The organism is Rhodococcus sp. MT28 (genome assembly GCF_058792695.1).
Window position 1 is genome coordinate 495,961 of record NZ_JBXAFD010000004.1, and the last position, 22,377, is coordinate 518,337.

Annotated in this window: 22 protein-coding genes; 5 read left to right on the plus strand and 17 right to left on the minus strand. The window is 62.6% G+C overall.

What is annotated here, in order from left to right:
• The first annotated feature begins 2 nt into the window (after positions 1–2).
• Entirely contained in the window at positions 3–1,436 is a 1,434-nt protein-coding gene (locus tag AC1Q6C_RS18800; protein WP_054187130.1) for an FAD-dependent oxidoreductase, read from the plus strand.
• Between the two features lie 21 nt (positions 1,437–1,457).
• On the opposite strand, the gene AC1Q6C_RS18805 is transcribed toward AC1Q6C_RS18800, so the two are convergent.
• The 5 genes from AC1Q6C_RS18805 to AC1Q6C_RS18825 all read right to left on the minus strand — a co-directional run bounded on the left by AC1Q6C_RS18805 (position 1,458) and on the right by AC1Q6C_RS18825 (position 5,761).
• Complete coding sequence (locus AC1Q6C_RS18805; protein ID WP_003944437.1) at positions 1,458–2,108, minus strand: nucleoside/nucleotide kinase family protein; 651 nt, start codon at positions 2,106–2,108, stop codon at positions 1,458–1,460.
• Positions 2,105–2,407, minus strand: coding sequence for a hypothetical protein (locus AC1Q6C_RS18810; protein ID WP_007726715.1), 303 nt, complete (start codon positions 2,405–2,407; stop codon positions 2,105–2,107). The genes AC1Q6C_RS18805 and AC1Q6C_RS18810 overlap by 4 nt, the downstream gene beginning before the upstream one ends.
• A gap of 99 nt (positions 2,408–2,506) precedes the next feature.
• The gene (locus AC1Q6C_RS18815; RefSeq protein ID WP_064074638.1) at positions 2,507–3,337 is read right to left on the minus strand and encodes a mycofactocin-coupled SDR family oxidoreductase; all 831 of its coding nucleotides are present in this window, start codon (positions 3,335–3,337) and stop codon (positions 2,507–2,509) included.
• Between the two features lie 4 nt (positions 3,338–3,341).
• Positions 3,342–4,139: a mycofactocin-coupled SDR family oxidoreductase gene (locus AC1Q6C_RS18820; protein WP_230359590.1), complete on the minus strand. Its 798-nt coding sequence runs from the start codon at positions 4,137–4,139 to the stop codon at positions 3,342–3,344.
• On the minus strand, positions 4,136–5,761 hold the full coding sequence (locus tag AC1Q6C_RS18825) for a flavin-containing monooxygenase (RefSeq protein WP_007726712.1): 1,626 nt from the start codon (positions 5,759–5,761) through the stop codon (positions 4,136–4,138). Before AC1Q6C_RS18825 ends, AC1Q6C_RS18820 begins: the two co-directional genes overlap by 4 nt.
• Positions 5,762–5,998: 237 nt before the next feature.
• Here AC1Q6C_RS18825 and AC1Q6C_RS18830 point away from each other — a divergent pair, with 237 nt between their 5' ends.
• A complete protein-coding gene (locus AC1Q6C_RS18830; RefSeq protein WP_492666731.1) occupies positions 5,999–6,439 on the plus strand; it encodes a hypothetical protein in 441 nt (146 codons plus the stop codon).
• Positions 6,440–6,446: 7 nt separating this feature from the next.
• Here the strand turns inward: AC1Q6C_RS18830 and AC1Q6C_RS18835 are convergent, their stop codons facing one another.
• Entirely contained in the window at positions 6,447–7,106 is a 660-nt protein-coding gene (locus AC1Q6C_RS18835) for a response regulator (protein WP_054827518.1), read from the minus strand.
• A 176-nt stretch (positions 7,107–7,282) separates the two neighbouring features.
• On the opposite strand from AC1Q6C_RS18835, the gene AC1Q6C_RS18840 reads away from it, so the two are divergent.
• Positions 7,283–7,744, plus strand: a complete 462-nt coding sequence (locus tag AC1Q6C_RS18840) for a hypothetical protein (RefSeq protein WP_054187128.1) — start codon at positions 7,283–7,285, stop codon at positions 7,742–7,744.
• Between the two features lie 91 nt (positions 7,745–7,835).
• Here the strand turns inward: AC1Q6C_RS18840 and AC1Q6C_RS18845 are convergent, their stop codons facing one another.
• The 9 genes from AC1Q6C_RS18845 to dnaK form a co-directional block, all read right to left on the minus strand.
• Positions 7,836–9,011 carry an NADH:flavin oxidoreductase gene (locus AC1Q6C_RS18845; protein WP_042452220.1) on the minus strand — a complete coding sequence of 392 codons (1,176 nt, stop codon included), beginning with the start codon at positions 9,009–9,011 and terminating at the stop codon, positions 7,836–7,838.
• Positions 9,012–9,143: 132 nt separating this feature from the next.
• Positions 9,144–9,863 carry an ABC transporter ATP-binding protein gene (locus tag AC1Q6C_RS18850; RefSeq protein WP_003944438.1) on the minus strand — a complete coding sequence of 240 codons (720 nt, stop codon included), beginning with the start codon at positions 9,861–9,863 and terminating at the stop codon, positions 9,144–9,146.
• A complete protein-coding gene (locus AC1Q6C_RS18855; RefSeq protein WP_003944379.1) occupies positions 9,863–11,713 on the minus strand; it encodes a branched-chain amino acid ABC transporter ATP-binding protein/permease in 1,851 nt (616 codons plus the stop codon). The genes AC1Q6C_RS18850 and AC1Q6C_RS18855 overlap by 1 nt, the downstream gene beginning before the upstream one ends.
• Position 11,714: 1 nt before the next feature.
• Entirely contained in the window at positions 11,715–12,572 is an 858-nt protein-coding gene (locus tag AC1Q6C_RS18860) for a branched-chain amino acid ABC transporter permease (RefSeq protein ID WP_007726703.1), read from the minus strand.
• Entirely contained in the window at positions 12,569–13,783 is a 1,215-nt protein-coding gene (locus AC1Q6C_RS18865) for an ABC transporter substrate-binding protein (RefSeq protein WP_007726702.1), read from the minus strand. Before AC1Q6C_RS18865 ends, AC1Q6C_RS18860 begins: the two co-directional genes overlap by 4 nt.
• Positions 13,784–14,115: 332 nt before the next feature.
• Positions 14,116–14,526 (minus strand): heat shock protein transcriptional repressor HspR, encoded by a 411-nt coding sequence (locus AC1Q6C_RS18870; protein WP_003944355.1) that lies wholly within the window; start codon positions 14,524–14,526, stop codon positions 14,116–14,118.
• Complete coding sequence (dnaJ, locus tag AC1Q6C_RS18875; RefSeq protein ID WP_003944329.1) at positions 14,523–15,695, minus strand: molecular chaperone DnaJ; 1,173 nt, start codon at positions 15,693–15,695, stop codon at positions 14,523–14,525. The genes AC1Q6C_RS18870 and dnaJ overlap by 4 nt, the downstream gene beginning before the upstream one ends.
• Before the next feature lie 22 nt (positions 15,696–15,717).
• Positions 15,718–16,314, minus strand: coding sequence for a nucleotide exchange factor GrpE (grpE, locus tag AC1Q6C_RS18880; protein ID WP_003944430.1), 597 nt, complete (start codon positions 16,312–16,314; stop codon positions 15,718–15,720).
• Positions 16,311–18,164, minus strand: coding sequence for a molecular chaperone DnaK (gene dnaK / locus AC1Q6C_RS18885; protein WP_003944365.1), 1,854 nt, complete (start codon positions 18,162–18,164; stop codon positions 16,311–16,313). Before dnaK ends, grpE begins: the two co-directional genes overlap by 4 nt.
• A gap of 262 nt (positions 18,165–18,426) precedes the next feature.
• On the opposite strand from dnaK, the gene AC1Q6C_RS18890 reads away from it, so the two are divergent.
• Both AC1Q6C_RS18890 and AC1Q6C_RS18895 read left to right on the plus strand, forming a co-directional pair.
• Complete coding sequence (locus AC1Q6C_RS18890; protein ID WP_042926296.1) at positions 18,427–19,002, plus strand: hypothetical protein; 576 nt, start codon at positions 18,427–18,429, stop codon at positions 19,000–19,002.
• The gene (locus AC1Q6C_RS18895; protein ID WP_042926298.1) at positions 18,999–20,003 is read left to right on the plus strand and encodes a TIGR03617 family F420-dependent LLM class oxidoreductase; all 1,005 of its coding nucleotides are present in this window, start codon (positions 18,999–19,001) and stop codon (positions 20,001–20,003) included. Before AC1Q6C_RS18890 ends, AC1Q6C_RS18895 begins: the two co-directional genes overlap by 4 nt.
• A gap of 19 nt (positions 20,004–20,022) precedes the next feature.
• Here the strand turns inward: AC1Q6C_RS18895 and AC1Q6C_RS18900 are convergent, their stop codons facing one another.
• The gene (locus AC1Q6C_RS18900; protein WP_215515718.1) at positions 20,023–20,667 is read right to left on the minus strand and encodes an FMN-dependent NADH-azoreductase; all 645 of its coding nucleotides are present in this window, start codon (positions 20,665–20,667) and stop codon (positions 20,023–20,025) included.
• A 23-nt stretch (positions 20,668–20,690) separates the two neighbouring features.
• Positions 20,691–22,274, minus strand: a complete 1,584-nt coding sequence (locus AC1Q6C_RS18905; RefSeq protein ID WP_042926301.1) for an MFS transporter — start codon at positions 22,272–22,274, stop codon at positions 20,691–20,693.
• Between the last annotated feature and the right edge of the window lie 103 nt (positions 22,275–22,377).

Below are 22,377 nucleotides of genomic sequence, written 5' to 3' on the forward strand. Positions count from 1 at the left end.
ACATGGATAACATTGTCGACGTACTCGTCATCGGATCGGGCGCTGCCGGATCGGCCGCAGCGCTCCAAGCGCACGCCGACGGCGCATCGGTCGTGATTCTGGAAAAGAGCGGACCTGATTCCGCGGGCGGCAACACTCGACTGTCCGGCAGTGGATGGTTCGTCAACCAGGACCCCGCTGCCGCCCGAACCTTCCTGCGTTCGTTGAACGGGGAGTTCCCCGTTGCCGAGGACGTCATCGATGCCTGGGCCGAGAACACTCACGGACTGTCCGACTGGATCCGCAGTCTGGGTGCAACTGTAGCGATGACCGGCGATTTCCATTCCGCGGCAGAGTTCGCCGAACTTGACGGAAGTTCTTGTTACGCAGGGATGGACACCGTCGAAGGGAAGATGGGCAATGAACTTCTCTACCGGTTCCTCGTCTCCGCTCTCGCTGAACGCGGCGTCACAACACTATTCGACACCGAAGCCACCGGACTGCTGACGGATGAATCCGGAGCGGTGACCGGAGTCGAGATCCGTTCGGGTGAAAAGACTTCGCAGATCCAGGCACGCCGGGGCGTCATCCTTGCCACCGGAGGATTCGAAGCAAATCCGACGATGGTGCGCGACTACTTGCGTCTGGAGAATCCGAAGATCTGGGGCTCACCATCGGCAACCGGCGACGGTCACCGCATGGCACAGGCCGTGGGCGCCGATCTGTGGCACATGAACAACATGATGACCATTACGGGAATTCCCGGCGACCTCGAAAATCCGACTGGATTCTTCCTCGCACTGTGGAACGCGCACAACTATGTGTTCCTCAGCCGGGAAGGTAGACGCTTCACCGACGAGTCAGCCGAAATGCGGCATGGTCATGTGTTCAGAGAGGGTTCTTACCAACACTTTCCGGTGCAACCGATGAACGTCGTCTTCGACGAGACGATGAGGTTGGCCGGACAGCTGAGCCCCGGCCGCGACGCACTGCCCGTCGGCCACAGGGTTCTCGACGAAGGGTACGAGTGGAGCTCGGACAATCAAGCCGAGATCGACAAGGGATGGATCCTCAAGGCGGACACGCTCGCCGAACTCGCCGAGAAACTCGGACTGGACCCAACAGTCGTGGAAACGAGCGTGCGACGCTACAACGAGGCGTGCGCGGACGGCATCGACCATTCGTTCGGCCGCAATCCCGAAACTTTGGCCCCGGTGGCCACCGCTCCGTTCTACGCCGTCTCCGGGTCGCCACTGCTGGGATGGAGTAGCGGTGGGCCGCGCCGCGACGGTCATTCCCGCGTACTCGATACTGCCCGCAATCCGATTCCTGGCCTCTACGCCGCGGGCGCGGTCAGTTCCACCTACAGCGCGGCGAAGGACGGCGGATTCCACATTGCCGACGCCTTCGCATTCGGCCGTGTCGCCGGGGCCCATGCCGCCGCGCGTAAAGCTTGATATCGCCGGCCTTTCGACTGACTAGCCACGCACGATTACGTGGCTGGTCAGTTGTGGTCGATCGTCACGCAGATGAATCCTCTGCGCCGGATGAAACCGGGATTCGTACCGGGACGCTATCGCCTCGGCCGTCCCGTAATAGCTCACATCGCGCGGACGTCCCTTCGCACGCCGCAAGGACTCGTCGAAGCTTGCTTCAACCCAGATTCGTAGGTCGAACTGATCTCGCATCAGTCCGCGAAAAAGCAGCACTCCCTCGACGATCACAATGGCGCGATCCGGGACTCGTGGCTTCGACACCACAGATTCGTCTGTCTCCGGATCAGTCGAGACGTAGGAAATTTCGGTAACTTCGGCCAACCGTAGCGGCACCATCACACGGCTACTCAGGTTCGAATAGTCGTACGCATCCTCGAGATACCCACGCACCGTGTCAGGATCTTTGTTCCGTACCGCTTTCGCAGTCGAGAACTCGTCCCCATGGATCATGATGAAGTCATGGCCCGACTTCGAGATACCGGCAGCCAACTCGTCCGCGATCGTCGATTTTCCGGAAGCCTCGATTCCCGAGATCCCGACAAAAGTGCGTCCTGCCCGATCTTCGTGGCAGCGCACGACGTGCTCGACTAGAGAACCCGAATCATCCGCGCCGAAGGTCTTCTGCCGATTCACACCCGAGCAGCCTTGACCTCGTCGAAGAACGCGATGACGGCTGCCTCGTTCTCCGGCGGAACAGTCAGCGATGCCCGTGGACCCGCTACCGCGATCGAGTCGTCGGCGAGCCTGTTCCCGATGGTGAGTTTCAGTCCCGACTTCGACGGTTTCGCCTTCACCGCAATGTGTTCGACATGCCAACGAGCCACTTCGCTCGTGCTCGCGGCGGTGCGGTCGAAGACCTCCACCGTGCGGTGGTCGAGGACCATCACGATGTTGGTCCCGACGGTGACTTCCAGATAGCGCCGTTCCGCCACGGTATACGCCTTTCGGTTAGGTGAAACCGACGCTACACACCGTGGCGGAACTCAGCGTGTCAAAACCTCAGCTGTTCAAGATTTCAGCTGTTCGAAACCTCAGCGCGACGAACTTCCTGCATCCACCGGCAGGGCGACCGACGTGATGTAGCGAGCCTCGTCGGAAGACAGGAACAGAGCAGCGTTCGCTACGTCCACCGGTTCGATCCACGGAATGGCGAGCATGTTCATCGTCATCGCTGCGGCAGCAAATTCTTCGCGCGTCGGGTTCTCGAGATCGGGGCGGAACTTGCCGCGCACCAACGAATTTTGAATCATGAGGGTGTCGACGTTGGTGGGATGGACCGTATTGACGCGTACGTTGTGCGGAGCCAGTTCCTTTGCCAGCGAACGCATCAGACCAACGACTCCATGCTTGGCTGCGGTGTAGTGCGCGACTCCGACCAGCCCCCGAAGTCCGGCGATGGAGCTTGTGAGTGTCATCGATCCCCCGCCCCGCGCGATCAAGTGCGGAGCCGCGACGGTCGTGGTGTGCCACACGCCGGTCAGATTGACGTCCAGCATGGTCTGCCACATCGTTTCCGACATGGTCAGGGCCCCGTCGGAGGACGTGATACCAGCTGTAGCGCAGACGATGTCGAGACCACCGAGCGTTCCGACGGCCGAGTCCACGGCACTGCGTAGTGCCTCGAGATCCCGAACGTCCACTACCGCAGATTCGACCTTTCGCCCCAGCGCCCGGATCTGCGCCACTGTCTCATCGAGATCGGCCTCCGTCGCGGGCGGCGTGACTGTGGTTTCCACCGAAGTGCACACGTCGACCGCGATGATGTCCGCGCCCTCTTCGGCAAAACGCACGGCCTGAGCCCGCCCGATTCCTCGTGCCGCACCCGTGATCAGCGCGATCTTGCCTTCCAATCGAGAAGTCATCAATTCACACTTTCTGGGTCAGGCCGGCGTCGACAACCAACTGACAGCCGGTCATGTAGCGGGACTCCGCGGATGCGAGAAACAGGACCGCATTACTGACGTCCACCGGATCGACCCAGGGAACGGGCAGCAAGTTGCGAGCGCTGAGCACTGCAGCAGCGTCTACTTCGGTGGGATTCTCGATGTCCGGGCACAGGTTCGCGAACACTCGCTCGTTGATGATCATCGGGGTACGTACCGAACCCGGATGCACGGAGTTGACGCGGATACTCTGCGCCCCCAACTCGTTGGCCAGCGTTCTGGCCAGGCCCACCACGGCATGCTTGGCTGCGCTGTAATGACTTGCTCCGGCAATACCTTTGATTCCCGCTGTCGAGCTGACCAGAACGACGGATCCACCGTCGCCGAAGTGCGGAACGCAGGCCTTGACGGTGTGCCACGCGCCGGTCAGATTGACGTCCAGCGAGCGGTTCCACACTGCAGGATCGATGGTCCACGACGGTCCCGGCGTGTCGTAGACGCCCGCATTCGCGACCACGACGTCCAACCCGCCGAGTTCGGTAACGCACTCGGCCACGACGTCGGCCAGGCCGTCGAAGTCCCGAATATCCGCCACACCGGTCACCGCGATACCGCCTCGATCACGCACTGCCTGAGCGGTTTCCGCCAACCCCGATTGCGCCTGTTCGACATCCAACGCGATCACGGACGCGCCTTCCTCGGCGAGCCGCTCACAGTGTGAGCGTCCCATTCCTCCGGCAGCACCCGTCACGAGTACCCGCTTGCCCTCCAGCCGGCTCATGCGTGCACCGCGCTGTTCAGTTCGAAGCCTCGGTATCCCGCTGCTGCCACGTCTGCACAGATGTCGGAGTAGACACCGAAGCCTCCGATGAAGGGCATGAATATCCTCGGCTTTCCCGGGATGTTGGCTCCCATGTACCAGGAGTTCGCGGATGGGAACAATGTTGCCGACGCCCGGCGTGAGCACTCCTCGAGCCAGTTGTCCACGGCTTCGGCACTCGGCTCGATGGTGTCGATCCCCGCCGAATCGAGGTGGTTGATCGCGTCGGCGATCCAGTCGACGTGCTGTTCGGCAGCGAGAATCATGTTGGACAGCACACTCGGGCTACCCGGCCCGGTGACGATGAACAAGTTCGGGAAGCCGTGAACTCCCAAACCAAGATAGGTTCTCGGACCCGCATGCCAGTTCTCTCGCAAGGTCTCGCCGTTGCGGCCACGGATCTCGATGCGATCGAGTGCCCCGGTCATCGCATCGAAGCCGGTGGCGAACACCAATGCGTCGAGTTCGTAGTGCGAGTCGGTCGTCTTGATCCCGGCCTCGTCGATTGCCTCGATCGGTGCGCTCTTGAGATCGACCAGGCTCACGTTGTCACGGTTGTAGCTCTGGTAGTAGTCGGTGTCCGTCACGATCCGCTTGGTCCCGATGGGGTGGTCGTTCGGGATCAGCAGGTCGGCGATGGCCTGATCTTCGACCACCGATCTGATCTTGGCCTCGGCAAATGCGGCCGCCGTCGCGTTGGCGTCGATGTTGCTGGTCTGGTCTGCGAAGGTTTTGGCGAACAGAACACCGCCGAGCTTCCACCGCTCCTCGTAGGCCGCGTTCCTCTCGGCCTCGGACACCTCGAGCGCGCTGCGAGGATCCGAAACGAACGGAGATCCACCGCCACTGCGCTTGGACAGCGCTCGACGCTCGGCGTAGTCGGCCTTGATCTCTGCGCGTCGTTTGTCATCGAGAGGCGTGTTTCCCGCCGGCACACTGTAATTCGCGGACCGCTGGAACACGAAGAGGTGATCGGCCTGCTCGGCGATCAACGGAACGGACTGGATGCCCGACGATCCGGTGCCGATCACTCCCACTCGCTTGCCGGTGAAATCGACGCCCTCGTGCGGCCAGAAGCCGGTGTGGAAGACCTCACCGCCGAAAGTCTCGCGACCTGCAATGTTCGGAACGTTCGCGGTCGAGAGGCTGCCCGTGGCGCACACCACGAACCGCGAGGTGACGTCATGACCACCGTCGGTGTGCACTCGCCACGTCGACGAGTCCTCGTCGAACTGTGCGCTCAGGACACGGGTATCGAAAGTGAACCCACTGCGTAGGTCGAAGCGATCGGCGACGTGATCGAGGTAGGACAGGATCTCCGGCTGCGCGGCGTACTTCTCGCTCCAGTCCCAATCCTGTTGCAACTCTTCGGAGAACGAGTAGGAGTAGTCGAAACTCTCGACATCGCAGCGTGCGCCCGGGTAGCGGTTGAAGTACCACGTGCCGCCCACTCCGGAGCCCGCCTCGAAGCCGTGGACACGCAGCCCCTGCTCGCGAAGTCGGTGCATGGCGTACATGCCGGCGACGCCGGCGCCGATGACTACGACGTCGAGTGGTGCGGTGGAGAAGTCAGGATCGGTCATGGTGGCCACGCTACGAGTGGGTTGAATGGTAGAGGAACAGGTTCTCCCGCTGGGTGGGCGGAGCCTCCACCCCATGACACTGGGTGGGCGGAGAGCGCTGTGTCCACCGATCGGGGGACAGCGATGTCGTCCAGCACTCGGACCCCTAGGTGGACAGACCCGAAGGGATTTCGGGGCCATAGTTGTCTCATCACAGAAACACACGGTCACCAAGACCGACAAATCGAGGAGAACATGATGAGCACCAACACAATTCGACCTGAAGCACTTTCCTTCTCCGGCCTCAGCATGGCAGCTCTGGTTGCCCGCTCCGCCGGTGCGAACACGGTGAAGTCGATGACCGACACATCCGTCACGACGGCGATGATCAGCAATTCGGGTCGCGGGGCCCTGTATCTGGTCGACGCATCCAACCCGAACGGCGACTGGGTCGTCCCGCCGGCGGACTACATCCTCCCCAACATGAACGTGAACGTTGTGGCCACGAGCAAGATCCAGAACGACTTCCCCATCGTGCTCACGTACCGCTCCGACGACGGTGGAGTGTTTGTCTTCAGTGCTACCAACTCGAAGACCAGGGCGGATGCCGGAGGTACGTACGCCCCCGACAGCCACGACGTCACGGTGACGATGACCTCGGGTTACCCGGCCATGAACGTCACGTACGTGCTTCGGTGACGCTTGCTCACTCCAACAATCCCTGCCGCATTGCAGCGGCGACGGCGGCGCCTCGATCGTTGACTCCGAGTTTCTCGTAGAGGCGCTGCACGTGGGTTTTGACGGTGGAGGGCGCAAGAAAGAGTTGTGAGGCAATGGCCGGGATGCTGGCGCCCTGCGCGATCAATCCGAGAACCTCACGTTCGCGGGCGCTGAGCGTCGGACCGGACGGTTCACTACGACGCCGAACCTCTCCTACCAATCCGACGGCGATACTGGGCGGCAACACATCTCGTCCCGCAGCACAGTCGAGCACGGCACTCACGATCTCGGCGCGAGTGGATTCCTTCGGCAGGAACCCGGCAGCACCGGCTTGCAGGGCCTGGTACACGACAGACGATTCGTCGTGAGCGCTGAGCAGAAGCACACGCGTCGGAAGCTCGTCTCGAACGACTGCGGCGGCGACCTGAGTTCCATCCAGGTGCGGCATCCGGAAGTCGAGCAGCGCGACCTGCGGGCGTAGTTCGCGGATCATTGCGAGCGCTGCTGCGCCGTCGTCGGCCTCGCCCAGGACGTCGATGCTGTCACTGCCGGTCAGAGCCCGAACCACGCCCTCACGGAACAGTGGGTGGTCGTCGCCGACCACCACGGAAACCTTGCCGGCCAGCGGCTTCGTGCCTTCGCGCATTGCTCACTTTCTCACGCCCGTACCAGCAATGCGAGCACTTACGCCTCCCCCGATCGGGGGACAAGAGATTCAACCCCGCCACGGCCCCGTCGGCGGACATACTGCAGCACTCATTCGCGACAAGATTGATTCATCGCCGAGAACGGCAACCACACACCATCCCAGGAGCAGACATCATGCGTACCAACACCACCCGCTTCGTAGCAGTCACCGCAATCGCCCTCACTGTCGGCGGAACCGCACTGGGAACCGCAGCGATCGCCAACGCCGGCACCATGCCCACCGACGGCCCGACGGTTGCCATGACCATCACCAACAACACCGACAACCCGATGCTGCTGGACAGCGCGTCCAACCCCTACGGACAGTGGATCAACGGCCCCCGCTCCTACCTGGCCCCGCACACCACCGAGATCGTCACCGCCTACAGCAGCGATCCCCGCGGTATCGGTGTCGACGTCACCTACAACGTCGCCGACGGCGTCCAGACGGTCATGGCTGCCAACAACTACGTCGGCAACCCCACCCTCGACGGGACTCGCATCATCGGCGACCCGACGCACGTCATCCTCACCGACTACATGGCCACCGGCTACCCCACGATGAACGCCTCCTACGACGTCTTCACGCAGAACTGAACCAAGCGTTGATGCAACCACGAACTTGATCCGCTACGGCCCACGACCCGGTATCCGCATGGATGTCGGGACGTGGTGTGCGCTGACCAGCTCAGACGCGTTCGACCAACACGCAGCGGGCGCCACTGAAGATCGTGGGCATGCACTTGTTGCAGTGGATGCACAGTGATTGGGTATCGGATTCGGCCGCGATCCGATTGATCAGATCCGGTTCTCTGAGCAGCGCCCGTGCCATGGCGACGAACTCGAACCCTTCCGCCATTGCGGTATCCATGCCCGCTTTGTCCGTGACACCCCCGAGCAGCACGAGCGGCAACTTCACCGCAGCACGAATCTGCCGAGCCTCTTCCAGCATGAACAACGGCTTGTACGGATAGGTATGCAACATGCTCTTCCCCACCAACTGCACACCGAGTCGAACAGGTTGCGGCATCGCGGCGGCGAACTCGCGGATCGGCGCATCGCCCTTGAACAGGTACATCGGGTTGAGCAGTGAACTGCCCATCGTCAACTCGAGCGCGTCGACGCTTCCGGATGCTTCGAGCCACTGCGCCACCTGGATTGCTTCGTCCACCCAGAATCCGCCTGGCACACCGTCGTCCATGTTCAGCTTGGCCAAGATCGCGATCTTGTCACCGACGGCATCGCGCACACTGCGTGCAGTTTCGAGTACGACGCGAGCCCGGTTCTCCAGCGATCCGCCGTAGGAGTCCTTACGACGGTTGAGTTTCGGGCTCAGGAACGAGCTCGCGAAATAGTTGTGACCGAAGTGGATCTCGACGGCGTCGAATCCTGCCTCGACGGCAAGTCGCGCAGCGCTCCCGTGCGCGGCCGCAATTCTGGTGATGTCCGCTGTCGTGGCAGTGCGAATCATCCTCATGCTCAACGGATTGAACGAACTCGACGGTGCCAGCGCGGGCAGTCCGGTCGACTTCTGATTCGCCACGGGACCGGCATGGCCGAGCTGCGCCGACGCAGCAGCACCTTCGGCGTGAATGGCATCGGTAAGCCGCCGAAGCCCGGGGAGGGCATCGGGCCGCATCCAGAGCTGGCCGTATTCGGTGCGCCCTTCCGGTGCGACGGCGCAATACGCGACGGTGGACATCCCGACTCCGCCGGCGGCTGGGCGACGATGGAACTCGATCAGCTCGTCGGTGACCAGGGCGTCGGGAGTTTTGCCTTCGAATGTCGCGGACTTGATGATTCGATTTCGAAGGGTCACCGGGCCGAGCTTCGCCGGGGCGAGCACGTCGGGAGCAGTGGTCATCGAGTTTGCCTCTCGCGGGAGTTGTTTGCAGGACGGTAGATCGATGGCCCCGAGCCGGCTAGGGCCCGTGCCACGGAGCGGGAAACGGCTTCAGCCCGGCCGAGGTGGCCGGGCTGAAGCCGTCATTGCCGTTCAGACGCGTCCGAAATACGCATCCTTGAGCACTGCCAGGTCGTCGATGTCCTTGGCATCGGCGTCGAGAACCACCTTGCCGATGTCGAGGACCGTGACATGATCGGCGACGCTCATCGCGGCCTCGACTGCCTGCTCGACCAGTAGAACAGCCAGGCCGGTTTCCTTGAGTTGTTGGACGCGGTCCATCACCTCACCGACGATCACGGGAGCGAGACCGCCCGAAGGTTCGTCGAGAAGGAGCAACCTCGGCTGCGCCATCAGCGCTGCGCCGATCGCGAGCATCTGCTGCTGACCGCCCGACATGGAACCGGCCGGAAGCGAACGCTTCTCCCCCAGGATCGGGAACATCTCGTACATCGATTCGACGGATTCCATAAGCTCGCCGCGCTTTGCCTTGCGGGTGTACCCGCCCAGCAGGAGGTTCTGCTCGACGGTCTGCTTGTGGAAGACCCGCTTGCCCTCCTGCACGTACGCCATCCCCTGTCGTACCCGTTTGTGCGCGGGGACTCCGGTGATGTCGGCGCCGTCCATCTCGACGGTTCCGGAGGCCACCTTGTTGAGGCCGGACAGGGCACGGAGCGTGCTCGTCTTGCCTGCGCCGTTGCGTCCGAGCAGGGCGGTCACCTGACCGGGATAGACGTCGAACGAGACATCCCAGACGACGCGCAGATCGCCGTACCCGGTCTGCAAGTTTCGGACCTTCAGAATCGGTTCCATCACTTCACCTCACTGGTCTGATGGTCTACCGCGCCGATTTCTTCGAGAAGTGCTTCTTCGTCACCGGACTTGACTCCGAGGTACTCGCTCAAGACGCGTGGGTGATGTTCGATGGTTGCCGCATCGCCGGTGGCGATCACCTGCCCTTGCGCCAGCACGACTATCTCGTCGGCCAGCGAGAGGACGAGGCGGAAGTTGTGCTCCACCAACACCACTGTCGCCCCGGCATCTCGCAGTACCCGGATCAGATCTGCCAGGCGTTCGAGTTCGTCCTCGTCGAGTCCGGATGCCACCTCGTCGAAGAGGACGACCCTCGGTTCGGCGATGACGGCGCGAGCAACCTCGAGCATGCGACGCATCCCCAGGGGCAGCGACGTCGCGATCTCGTTGCGCAAGTGCGACATCCCCACGAGTTCGAGGACACGCTCGGCCTCGACGATGTCGGCCTTCGCGATCCTGCGGAAGCTGGGCAGGCGAAGCACAGCCGACGCCATCGACGCTCGGTGCACCGAATAACGTCCGGATGCAACAGCTTCCAGAACCGTGATGTTTTCCGGAATCGTCGGAGTTTGGAACGTGCGCGCCACACCCACGCGCGCCACCTTGTGCGGCGACGACTGCGAGACCACCGTGTCACCGATCGTGATCACGCCCGCATCTGCGGTGTAGAAGCCGCAGATCATGTTGAGCATGGTCGTCTTACCCGAACCGTTGGGCCCGATCAACGCGGTGACCTTACCGGCCTCTGCGGTCAGGGTTGCCGCATTGAGCGCCTGGTTGCCACCGAACGCTTTGGACACTCCGTCGACCACCAACCGTGCTCCGTTGATCGGCGCCAGTTCCGGTGTCCCACCGCTGTTTTCCTTTGCGGTGACTACGCCCAGGCCGGCCTTGCGATCGAGTTTCGAGACGATCGCTCGCCCGACCTTGGTCAAACCCCCGGAGAGCAGCACACCGCCGATGATCAGGAAGCCGCCGTAGAAGATCAGCGAATACTCCTGGAACGCCGTCGACTGGTTGGGACCGAGCTGCATGATCGCGGCACCGACCACGGCGCCGTACACACTTGCCGCACCGCCGAGGATCGACGCCGCCAGAACTGCTGTGGCAAAGGTGAACCCGAAGGCTTCCGGCGAGATGAACAGGTCGGTGTTGGCGAACAGCGCACCCGCCAGACCGGCGGGGAACGCACCGATGGCATAACCGAGCAGCTTCATCCGGAACACCGATACACCCTGCGACGACGCCAGAACCGGCGACTGCTTGAGCGTGCGGAACGCGATGCCGTGCCGCGAGACCACCAGGTTACGCATCACCGCGAACCAGAGCACGGTCACGACGACGACCACCATGTAGTACTGCTGGGTGTCGAGTTCGGAACCGAAGAACGTCGGCGGCTCCATACCGGTGAGGCCGTTTCGGCCGCCGGTCTTGCCACCGAAGATCGCCAGTACGTCCGGTACCAGCAGAACCAGGAAGAACGACGTCATCGCCAGGGACCAGTTGCCCAGGCGCAGACCGGGAACACCGGTCAGGATTCCGACCGCCAGTGCCACTGCTCCGGAGGCAGCAAGCTGAAGCAGAATGTCGGTGTGACCTGCCTGGGACATCAGACCCGCGGTGTAGGCACCGGCCGCGTACATCGCTGCCTGGCCGAGTGCCAGTTCACCGGCAAAGCCGAGGCTCAAGTTCAGGCCACTGACCACAAGTGCCAGGATGCAGGCCAATTGAATCTGACGTGATGTCGACAGGTCGAGTCCCATCACGGGCAGCAGCAGGATCACCACGGCCAGGACGAGTGGGATGATCCAGCTCGGTAGGGAACGGAAAGTCCGCCACGCACTTACCATCTCACACCACCCGTTCTCGGACATTGCCGAACAGTCCAGCCGGTTTGACCATCAAGATGACGATCAGCACCGTGAAGACGGCGATATTGCTGTACTGACTTCCCGCCCACAGGGCGGTGAACGATTCCACCAGGCCGACGGTCAGACCGCCGATCAAAGCGCCAGGCAGAGAGCCGAACCCGCCGATCGCCAACGCCACGAATCCCTTGAGGGCCAACGCTGCACCCAACGTCGCAACTGCAAACGTCTTGGGGCCGACGAAGAGTCCGAGGACACCGGCCAAGGCACCCGAGAAGGCAAACGCTCCCAGTGCCAACCGTCGTACGTTGACTCCTCGCAGCATCGCCGCTTCACGATCCTCGGAGATGCCGATCAGAGCCAGACCCGTCATCGTTTTCTTCGAGACGTAACTCAACCCGACGACCAGTGCGATCGCCGCAACCAGCAGAGCGATCTCGACCGGGTAGGTACGGCCGCCGAGCAGGGTGATCGGTTCGTTCGATCCGAAGAACGGAACCGTGAGAGGTTCACTACCCCAGATCAATTGAGTGGCGCCGTTGAGCAGAGTTGCGACACCCAACGTCGTGACCAACTGGTTCTGGTGATCGGCCACCGGTCTGATCGCGACGATCTCCTCGACCGAGGCGAGGAGCATCACGGTCACGGTAGCCATGACGGCCACCACGAGAACGGGGAGTTTCAGGGTCACCAGACCCGTGTAGGCGACAAAGGTGCCCACCATCATCAGCTGAGCTTGAGCGAAGTTGAATGTGTTGGAGGAAACGAAAACGATGTTGTACCCGATGGCAACCAGCACGTAAACCGCGCCGAGCGCCAATCCGGACCACAGAATGGTCATGACGCAGCCGGGTTTCCGAACTGACCGTTGAGGATCTTCGTCGGGCTGATGAACTTCAGCTCGCTGGTGTCCGGGTTCGGGCCGTGGTTGTCGGAGCTGAAGTTGTAGCGCGAGAGGAATGCGGTCTTGGCATTCTCCTGGACCTCAGTGGTTTCCAGTGCTTCGGCGAGCTTCTTCGGATCGGTCGAACTGCCGACCTTCTCCGCTGCCGCCGCGACGAGGGGGAAAGCGTCGTAGTTGTCCGCGAGGATCAGCGTCGACGGGATGGAGCCCAGCGAAGCCATCGTGTCCACCATCGTGTTGACGAGTGCGTTGTTCGGATCGAACACCGTGCTGCTGAACACCTGCGTCACCAGGTTCTTCACCTGCGGGGTGCCGAGCACACCGGCCGGCGGATCATTCGCGATCAGGTTGGTGGCAGACACCGAGGTGTTTCCGACCAGCGGCACGTCCCAGCCGAGTCGCTCGAGGCTTTGCAACACGTATCCGAGAGGAGCGCCGTACGCATCCAAGGCGATTGCCGCGGCACCCGAATTCTTGAGCGACTGCAACTGCGCCGTCATATCCAAAGCGGCGGCGTCGTACTCCTCGTTACCGGCGGCCTTCAGACCTGCGGATTGCAAAGCACTGGTCATTTCTTCGCCGAACAGCTCACCGTAAGCGGTGCTGCCGTGCAAGACTCCGACGCTGCTGTAACCCTTGGACTTCGCGTACTCGGAAATTCCGCGAGCGGTATCGGTCGCACCCGGAGCCAGATCGAAGTTGAGCGGGAACTTCGAGGGGTCCGTCGAATCGGGCGAGGGAGCCATGCTCATCGAGAGAATGTTGTTCTGCTTGAGGATCGGCAGAACCGCAGCCGCGATCGACGACGGACCCGAGTTCAGGTAGAGGTCAGGCTTGTTCCCCGAATTGATGGCTTCGCGCAGCTTGGTGACGGCGATGGTTGCGTCACCCGCGTCGTCCACAGTGGTGAGCTCGATCTGACGGCCACCGATCCCCCCGGCTTCGTTCTGGACCTGAACGCCCGCCTTGGTGGCGAGCAGCGAGGTCTGCGAATTAGCCGCGAGGACTCCCTGTGCACTGATCCCGCCGGTCAGCAGCACACGGTAGGGCGAGTCCGCACCTCCGTCGGACTCCGAAGAACCACTGCACCCTGCAAGAGCCAGAGCCGTCACGGCAACTGCCGCAACAAGAATGGGCCGACGATTCATGTCTGCACTCCTAGAACACATGTATGCACCGAACGTCAGGCGAATACCTGACGAAAGAATGATCGGCCGGTGGACGTGCCTGATTTCGAGCACCAGCCAACCAAGCACCCGCTTGATGATCTAGCAAGCAGTTGCTTGGGATGGAGCATAGAATGTGATCTGGATAACGTCAAACGCTGAAAAGTGGAGTCATGGAAGCGGACGCTATGCACATTGAGGCGGCGTCGACAGATCTCTTCCCGCTGGGTGGAAACGCCGAAACGGCTCCACGCCCTGGCGGATTCGACGAAATGAATCCGACAGGGCGTGGAGCCGTTTGCGTAAAGGTCCGACTATCGCTGGTTGCGGGGCTTCCAGACCACCAACGCGTTGTTGCGCGGAATCGGCACGAGATCCCGGCGATAGCCCGCATGGACTTTCGCGATCTCCTCGGCCAATTCGCGGACGCGATGCTGCAGAGCCTCGACCTGGTTGGTCAGTTCGATGATTCGTTTGATTCCGGCAAGGTTGACTCCCTCGTCCTGCGAAAGCCGTTGTACTTCACGAAGAAGCGCAACATCGCGCGGGGAGTAGCGTCGTCCGCCACCGGTGGTTCGATGCGGGGTGACCAACCCGAGTCGGTCGTAGTTACGCAAAGTCTGCGCGTGCATTCCGGCCAACTCGGCTGCCACCGAGATCACGAAGATCTGAGCGTCAGGATCGACCGTCGCATCCCATTGATTCTGCGGTCGCTCTGTCATCATGCACCGGCCCACCCGGCCCGTGGATCGAACCCGCTCGCCTTCTCGGCTTCGAGATAGGTTTTCAGCGCTTCGATCGCCGGGTCGTCCAACTTCTGCGGAACGGATACCTTGACCGTGACCAGAAGGTCACCGGCACCGTCCGGCCGCTTGGGGATACCGCGTCCGCGAACTCGCAGAATGCGTCCGTCCACCGTTCCAGCCGGAACCTTCACTCCGACACGGCCTTCCAAAGTCGGCACGGACAGTGTCGTTCCCAGCACCAGCTCGCCGTAGCTCACCGGAACCGTCAGTGTCAGGTCGTCGCCGTTGCGTCCGAAGACACTGTCCGGCTTGACGCGGATGTTGACGAACAGGTCGCCGGCCGGAGCGCCGCGGAGTCCCGCTTCGCCCTTGCCCTTGAGTCTGATCTTCTGACCGTCACTCACACCGGCAGGCACGCGAACCGTGATGGTCCGTGTGCGATTGGTGACGCCGCTACCGTGGCAGTCTTCACACGGCGAGTCGATGATCGAGCCGGTTCCCCGGCAATCGTCACACGGCTCACTGAATCCGAAGGCGCCCTGGTTCCGGCTGACCACGCCGGTTCCGTTGCAATGTGGGCACACTCGCGGGCTGGTGCCTGGCTTTGCGCCGCTGCCGTGACACGTGGTGCACGACGTAGGGCTGGTCAGACGAAGAGGGACGGTGACACCGAGCGCTGCTTCACGGAAGGCGAGCGTCGTCTCGGTCTCGAGATCCTTGCCTCGACGCGGGCGGTTGGGCGCAGCTGTTCGCTGGCCCGCTCCCCCGCGGTTGAACAATCCGCCGAAGATGTCTCCGAGACCCGAGTCCTGCCCACCGGCCCCGCCGCCGAACAGGTCGTTGATGTCGAAACCACCAGCGCCGGGGTTGAATCCGCCGCCGCCCTGCGCGCGGGGGCCGAAGCCGCCGCTGGCAAAGAGGCGCCGAGCCTCGTCGTACTCCTTGCGCTTGTCCGGATCAGACAGAACGGCATGAGCTTCACTGACGGACTTGAAACGCTCTTCGGCCTTCGCATCGTCAGGGTTGGCGTCGGGATGAAGATCCCGAGCCAGCTTGCGATACGCCTTCTTGATTTCGTCGGCCGTCGCGGTGGACGAGACGCCCAGCTCCTTGTAGAAGTCCTTCTCGATCCACTCCCGTTGACTCACTGGGCGTCTCCTCCTCTCACTGTTACTTCGCTTCTTGTTCTGAACCGTCTGCAGGCTTGTCGCCTACCCGGTCCGTCACGGCCACCATTGCGGTCCGAAGGACCCGGTCGCCGAGCTTGTATCCCTTGCGCATGACCGTCCCGAGTACCGGGTCGTGGCCTTCGCCTTCATGTTGCACCGCTTCGTGGAGTGCGGGATCGAAATCGTCACCCTCGCTACCGAAGTCGGTCAAACCCAGACCCGTCAGGGTCGTGTTGAGTTTGTCTGCGAGTGCACGCAGTGGACCCGATTCGAGGTCACCGTGTGCCCGAGCGCGATCCAGGTCGTCGAGAATTCCGATGAGCTCGGTGATGACCGAAGCCCGCGCGGTTTCCTTGATGACCTGCTTGTCACGCTCGACGCGACGACGGTAGTTGGTGAACTCCGCCTGAAGTCGCTGCAGATCCGCAGTCCGTTCGGCGAGCTGATCGGTGGCGGATGCTTCCTCCACGATCGACTCTGCTTCCTGAACTACCCCTGTGTCTTCCGAGTCGAGCGGCGGCAGGGATTCCCCCGCCGCCTCTCCCTGTGCACCGGTCTCGGGGTCGACCGGGTTGTTCTCGGGGTTGTCCGAGGTCACTTCTTGTCCGAGTCGGTGGGCTCGTCGACAACCTCGGCGTCGACGACGTCGTCGTCATTGCCTGCGCCGTCGGTGTTTCCGGCCTCGTTTGCAGCGGAAGCCTCGTAGATGGCCTGGCCCAGAGCCTGCGACTCGGTGCCCAGCTTCTCCACTGCGGTCTTCACTGCAGCGATGTCGGTGCCTGCCAGGGCGTCGTTGACGTCCTTGACCGCTGCCTCGACCTTGGTCAGGATCTCCTCGGAGACCTTGCCCGCGTTCTCACCTTCACGCTGCTCCTTGACGAACTTCTCCGTCTGGTGGACCAGCGACTCGGCCTGGTTGCGAACCTCTGCCTCTTCGCGACGGGCCTTGTCTTCCTCGGCGTGAGCCTCGGCGTCCTTGACCATGCGCTCGATCTCTTCCTTGGACAGACCGGAGCCGTCCTGGATCTTGATCGTGTTTTCCTTGCCGGTGCCCTTGTCCTTCGCCGTCACGTGCACGATGCCGTTGGCGTCGATGTCGAAGGTGACCTCGATCTGCGGAACGCCACGCGGGGCGGGCGGCAGATCGGTGAGCTCGAAGGAGCCGAGCAGCTTGTTGTGCGATGCGATTTCGCGCTCACCCTGGAAGACCTGGATCTGCACCGAAGGCTGGTTGTCGTCAGCGGTGGTGAAGGTCTCGGAACGCTTCGTGGGGATCGTGGTGTTGCGCTCGATGAGCTTGGTCATCACGCCACCCTTGGTTTCGATGCCGAGGGAAAGCGGCGTGACGTCGAGGAGCAGAACGTCCTTGACCTCACCCTTGAGCACACCGGCCTGGAGTGCGGCGCCGACGGCGACGACCTCGTCCGGGTTGACGCCCTTGTTGGGCTCACGGCCACCGGTCAGTTCACGAACCAGATCGGAGACGGCCGGCATACGGGTGGAGCCACCGACGAGCACGACATGGTCGATGTCCTTGACGGCGATTCCGCTGTCCTTGATCACTGCCTGGAACGGCGCACGGGTCCGATCGAGCAGGTCGGAGGTGATCTTCTGGAACTCGCTGCGGGTGAGCTGCTCGTCCAGGAAGAGCGGGTTCTTGTCCGCGTCGACCGTGATGTACGGGAGGTTGATGGAGGTGCTCTGCGAGCTGGAGAGCTCGATCTTCGCCTTCTCCGCAGCCTCACGCAGACGCTGCAGGGCCATCTTGTCCTTGGTCAGATCGATGCCGTTCTGAGCCTTGAACTTGTCGACCAGCCAAGCGACGACGCGCTCGTCCCAGTCGTCGCCACCGAGGTGGTTGTCACCGGAGGTTGCGCGAACCTCGACGACACCGTCGCCGATTTCGAGCAGGGAGACGTCGAAGGTGCCGCCACCGAGGTCGAAGACCAGAATGGTCTGCTCGGTGTCACCCTTGTCGAGTCCGTATGCCAGTGCAGCCGCGGTGGGCTCGTTGACGATACGAAGGACGTTGAGGCCGGCGATCTGGCCGGCTTCCTTGGTTGCCTGACGCTGTGCGTCCTCGAAGTACGCGGGGACGGTGATGACGGCGTCGGTGATGTCTTCGCCGAGGTAAGCCTCCGCGTCACGCTTGAGCTTCATGAGCGTGCGGGCGCTGATTTCCTGCGGCGTGTACTTCTTGCCGTCGATTTCCACGTTCCAGTCAGTGCCGATGTGGCGCTTGACGGAGCGGAGGGTGCGGTCGACGTTCGTGACTGCCTGGTTCTTCGCGGGCTGACCGACGAGAACCTCGCCGTTCTTGGCAAATGCGACCACCGAGGGGGTGGTACGTGAGCCTTCGGCGTTGGCGACCACTACGGGCTCGCCGCCCTCCAGCACTGCAACTACCGAGTTGGTCGTACCGAGATCGATACCGACTGCACGAGCCATAGTGTTCCTACCTTTCGTTCTGCGGTTCTCTGCCCGAGTGGTTGATCTCGAACATGACCGCGAGTTTTTCGCTTGGTGAGCGTCCTCCGCTCAAGTTTGCCTCCGACCGTGGCCGGGAGTCAACTTGAAGTTGAGCCGAGGGCGCTCAAGCTTGTCGAAATGGTCAACTACAGCCCACGTAGATTTGTTCCCGCCTTCCCCGAAAAGCCGAAAAAGTGCGCCACATCACTTCCGCATCTCTCCGAATGGCTACGATCGGCCGGTGACCGATCCCGACAATTCTCCCGCTCGACCTCCTCGCCCGTCACCTCCACGCCCGGCACCCGAGCGACCCGACGTCTCGGTTCGGCCGCTCCGACCTGCAGCGAGCGACGAGACACCCAAAGCCGTGACATTGTCCACCTCTGCCTGGATCGGCTCGTTCGTCGTCCTGGCCGGAATCGCCGGAGTGGTAGTCACCAGCCTCGACGACGTCCGGTCGGCTCTCGAAGAATCGACTGCGCGCGACAATCCCGGATACTCGTCCACCGACATCTCCGATGCCGTGACCGTCGTACTCGCCGGCAGCGGCGGCGGCGCTCTCGTCCTGGTCCTGCTCGCACTTTTGAGCCTTCAACTCCTCCGTGCACGCAAGAACGCCGGGCGGGTGATGACGGCGATCGTGGGAGTCGTGAGCATCGCGGCCGGACTCGGCTTCATGTCTCTGGTCGACGGCGCAGCAGACATCGGCGCCGGAGTTCTGAGATGGGGTCCGATTCTCTACTGCGCCCTGGTCGCGGTGGCGGCGATCGCTCCGTTCGCTCCCGGTGTCAGCACCTGGCTGCGGGGACGCCGATGAAGGTTCACGTACAACTGGACTCCGCGCCGGGCGCGGGCGCTGCTCGTAGCCGTGAACTCGCGGAGACCGGCGCCGGTGGCCTGTTCACGTTCGAGGGACCACACGACGTGTTCTTCCCGCTCGTCGAAGCAGCATCGGCCGTCGACCTCGACCTGATGACCAACGTCGCCATCGCATTCCCCCGCAGTCCCATGCATCTGGCGCATTCGGCCAACGACCTGCAGTTGCTCAGTCGCGGCCACTTTCGACTGGGTCTCGGATCGCAGATCAAACCGCACATCGAAAAACGCTACAGCGCAACGTGGTCGCGTCCGGCGGCCCGCATGAAGGAGACGGTCGCAGCGGTCAAGGCGATCTTCACTGCGTGGGAGAACACCTCGACGCTGAACTTCCGCGGCGAGTTCTTCACCCACACGTTGATGCCTCCGACGTTCGATCCAGGCCCCAACCCCTATGGGCCACCGCCCATCCTGATGGGTGCGCTCGGACCGGTGATGACCAGGACGGCTGCCGAGGTGGCCGACGGACTACTGGTCATGCCGTTCCACACGCAACGTCATTTCCTCGAACGAACACTTCCGGCCGTCGGTGCCGGTCTTCGCGAATCCGGCCGCACCCGAGACGAATTCACGATCATCCCGCAGGTCATCGTCGGCGTCGGCCGCGGCGACGATCAACTTGCCGCGGCCGCCAGAGGCGTCCGAGCCCTGCTCTCGTTCTACGGTTCGACGCCCGCATACCGTCCGGTGCTCGACGTCGAAGGGTGGGGCGAGGTCCAACCGGAACTCAATGCCCTGTCGAAGCGAGGTGGCTACACCGAGATGGCGTCGCTGATCACCGATCCGATGCTGACCACACTCGCCGTCGTCGGCACTCCCGAAGAGTGCGCCACCGAGATTCGGCGGCGGTTCGGCGAACATGCCGACGAAGTGTGCTGCTATTTCCCCGGTTACGACGTAGAACCGTCAGACGTGGCGTCGATGATCTCGTCTCTCACCTGAACCCGGTCGAACTTCTTGATCAGGCCCCCAAGGTACGGGCCAGCTCGGTCAACGACTCCCGGGCAGCACGCAGGCTCGCGTCACCCTGCTCGATCAGAGGTGCCATCGCCGGAATACGTTGCGCCAAAGTCAGTTCCGCGGTGATGACGGAGACATCCATTCCCATCGACACCTCGAGCACCTGAACGAGTGGCGGGACGGTGTGATCGTTGGCCTCGTTTCCCGAGCCCGGCGCATAGGTGTTTCCGCGGCTGGAGACGATCACCACCGGCTTACCTGCCAGAGGCTGAGTACGCGTGTCGAAAGGCACCGTAGTCCCCAGGACGTGTACGTAGTCGATCCACGCCTTCAACGTGGACGGGATCGACCAGTTGTACATCGGCGCACCGATCACGACGACGTCTGCAGCGGTAAGTTGCTCGATGACCCGAGCCTGGAGTGCTTCCGCGGCGGGATCCGGAATCTCGCCCTCGACTCGCAAGCGTGGTGCATAGTGCAGGGCCGCGTCCGCGAGGTGCGGCAAGGGATCCCGGTGCAGGTCCAACGTCACCGTCGTGTGATCCGGACTGTTCTTCGACCACTGCTGAGCGAACAGTGCGGTCAGATCACGTGAGGTCGAGTGGTGGAGTTCGGCGGACGAATCGATGTGAAGTAGCTGTGGCATCCCTCATCACTACCAGAGCGCGCTCAACTCTTCTCCGCGGCTAGATCGGATTCCGCCGCGTACTGCGCCAGCAGGACTCGTTCGCGCTCGCGACGCGGATAGAAGAACGTCACCACCGCGGCACCGGCACACACGATGATGATCGCCGCGATGTAGGCGTTTGTATCCCCGTCCAGGAAGGCGTTTTTGGCGGCGGTCATGATTTGGTCCGCGTATTGCGGGTAGCGTTCCGCGAGAACTTCGGCGCTGGAGAAGGATTTGGTGAGCGCGGCCTGAGTTTCGGGAGTCACTTCGGATGCGTTCGGCGAGGACGAGATCGCATTTCCCAACGATTTTGCGTACCCGGCCGTGAGTATTCCGCCGAGAATCGACTGCATGACGGCGCCGCCCAGGTCGCGTTGCAGGTCCGAGGTTCCCGACGCCATACCAGCGCGGTGCACGGGAACGGATCCGGTCAGCGAACGCGATGCCGGTGTGCCGGCCAGACCGACGCCGATGCCGACAAGCGCATAGGCCAGCGCGACCTGCCAATACTGTGTGCTTTCGTTCCACAGGAACAGCGCGACGAACAACCCGAGAACCACGAACAGGTAGCCGGCGAGCAGCGTGACGCGGGCGCCGTACCTTTCGATCATGGTCGCCGAGCGCGGCGCAACGATCACCATCGCCAGCGCAGCCGGAATGATCGCCGCACCGGCTGCCAGCGTCGAGTACCCGAGGACGTTCTGCAGGAACTGCTGGCCGATGAACATCGCGCCCATGAGCGAACCGAACACGACCAACCCACCCACCGCCGCGACCCAGAAGGTCGGGCGCGCAGCTACGTGAAGATCGAACAGCGGATTGGCCGCGCGTCGCTGTTGCAGGAAGAACCCGATACCCGCGACAACTGCTATCGCCCCGAGCACCAGAGCCAACGTGCCCGAACCCTTCACCGGCGCAAAGTTGATGGACAATACCAGCGCCCCGATGAAGACGATCGACACTATGCCGCCGAGGTGATCGACTCGCTCGGTCGTCTCGTTGACGTGAGCGGGAACCAACACCAGGGAACAGATCAGTGCCACAAGGGCCAAGGGAAGGGTGACGAAGAAGACCGAACCCCAGTGAAACTGCTCGAGCAGCGCCCCCGAGACGATCGGACCGAGTGCTGAAATCGCGCCACCGATTGCCGACCACATGGCAATCGCCTTGGTTCGTGCCGGTCCGGCCCACAACGCCGTGATGATTGCCAGCGTGGTCGGGAACGCCAGACCTGCCGAGACGCCTCCGACTATCCGAGCGAGGAACAGCACTTCGAAGTTCCCGGCGAATCCCGCCACGATCGACGCCGGAATGGACAGCGCCATGCCGGTGACCAGCAACATCTTGCGGCCGTATCGGTCTCCCAAGGCCCCCAGGTAGAGCACCGTTCCGGCCAGGCCCAGCGAGTAGCCGACCGCGATCAGGTTCAGTTGCGTCTGACTGGCGTCGAAAGCCCGCCCGATATCGGGCAAAGCGACATTCGCGACCGAGAGATTGAGGTTCGCGACCGCAGCGACCAGGATGAGCGTCCCCAGGACGAGGGTGGCTCGATCCGGTGAAGCGGACTTGATGTCACTCGCCATGCGCGTGCTCCCATCGAGGTGGGACCCGAACCTGGGAGTTATGTCCGGATCATCCCGAACTCAAGATAGAACCCTCGTCCGGCGCTCGCATAGTGAACGGGTC

Bases quoted from the DNA above. Each gene is read 5' to 3' on its own strand.
- AC1Q6C_RS18800 (WP_054187130.1), top strand. From the start codon at position 3: ATGGATAACATTGTCGACGTACTCGTCATCGGATCGGGCGCTGCCGGA.
- AC1Q6C_RS18815 (WP_064074638.1), bottom strand. From the start codon at position 3,337: ATGACTTCTCGATTGGAAGGCAAGATCGCGCTGATCACGGGTGCGGCA.
- AC1Q6C_RS18820 (WP_230359590.1), bottom strand. From the start codon at position 4,139: ATGAGCCGGCTGGAGGGCAAGCGGGTACTCGTGACGGGTGCTGCCGGA.
- AC1Q6C_RS18825 (WP_007726712.1), bottom strand. From the start codon at position 5,761: ATGACCGATCCTGACTTCTCCACCGCACCACTCGACGTCGTAGTCATC.
- AC1Q6C_RS18830 (WP_492666731.1), top strand. From the start codon at position 5,999: ATGAGCACCAACACAATTCGACCTGAAGCACTTTCCTTCTCCGGCCTC.
- AC1Q6C_RS18835 (WP_054827518.1), bottom strand. From the start codon at position 7,106: ATGCGCGAAGGCACGAAGCCGCTGGCCGGCAAGGTTTCCGTGGTGGTC.
- AC1Q6C_RS18840 (WP_054187128.1), top strand. From the start codon at position 7,283: ATGCGTACCAACACCACCCGCTTCGTAGCAGTCACCGCAATCGCCCTC.
- AC1Q6C_RS18845 (WP_042452220.1), bottom strand. From the start codon at position 9,011: ATGACCACTGCTCCCGACGTGCTCGCCCCGGCGAAGCTCGGCCCGGTG.
- AC1Q6C_RS18850 (WP_003944438.1), bottom strand. From the start codon at position 9,863: ATGGAACCGATTCTGAAGGTCCGAAACTTGCAGACCGGGTACGGCGAT.
- AC1Q6C_RS18855 (WP_003944379.1), bottom strand. From the start codon at position 11,713: ATGGTAAGTGCGTGGCGGACTTTCCGTTCCCTACCGAGCTGGATCATC.
- AC1Q6C_RS18860 (WP_007726703.1), bottom strand. From the start codon at position 12,572: ATGACCATTCTGTGGTCCGGATTGGCGCTCGGCGCGGTTTACGTGCTG.
- AC1Q6C_RS18865 (WP_007726702.1), bottom strand. From the start codon at position 13,783: ATGAATCGTCGGCCCATTCTTGTTGCGGCAGTTGCCGTGACGGCTCTG.
- AC1Q6C_RS18870 (WP_003944355.1), bottom strand. From the start codon at position 14,526: ATGATGACAGAGCGACCGCAGAATCAATGGGATGCGACGGTCGATCCT.
- dnaK (WP_003944365.1), bottom strand. From the start codon at position 18,164: ATGGCTCGTGCAGTCGGTATCGATCTCGGTACGACCAACTCGGTAGTT.
- AC1Q6C_RS18895 (WP_042926298.1), top strand. From the start codon at position 18,999: ATGAAGGTTCACGTACAACTGGACTCCGCGCCGGGCGCGGGCGCTGCT.
- AC1Q6C_RS18900 (WP_215515718.1), bottom strand. From the start codon at position 20,667: ATGCCACAGCTACTTCACATCGATTCGTCCGCCGAACTCCACCACTCG.
- AC1Q6C_RS18905 (WP_042926301.1), bottom strand. From the start codon at position 22,274: ATGGCGAGTGACATCAAGTCCGCTTCACCGGATCGAGCCACCCTCGTC.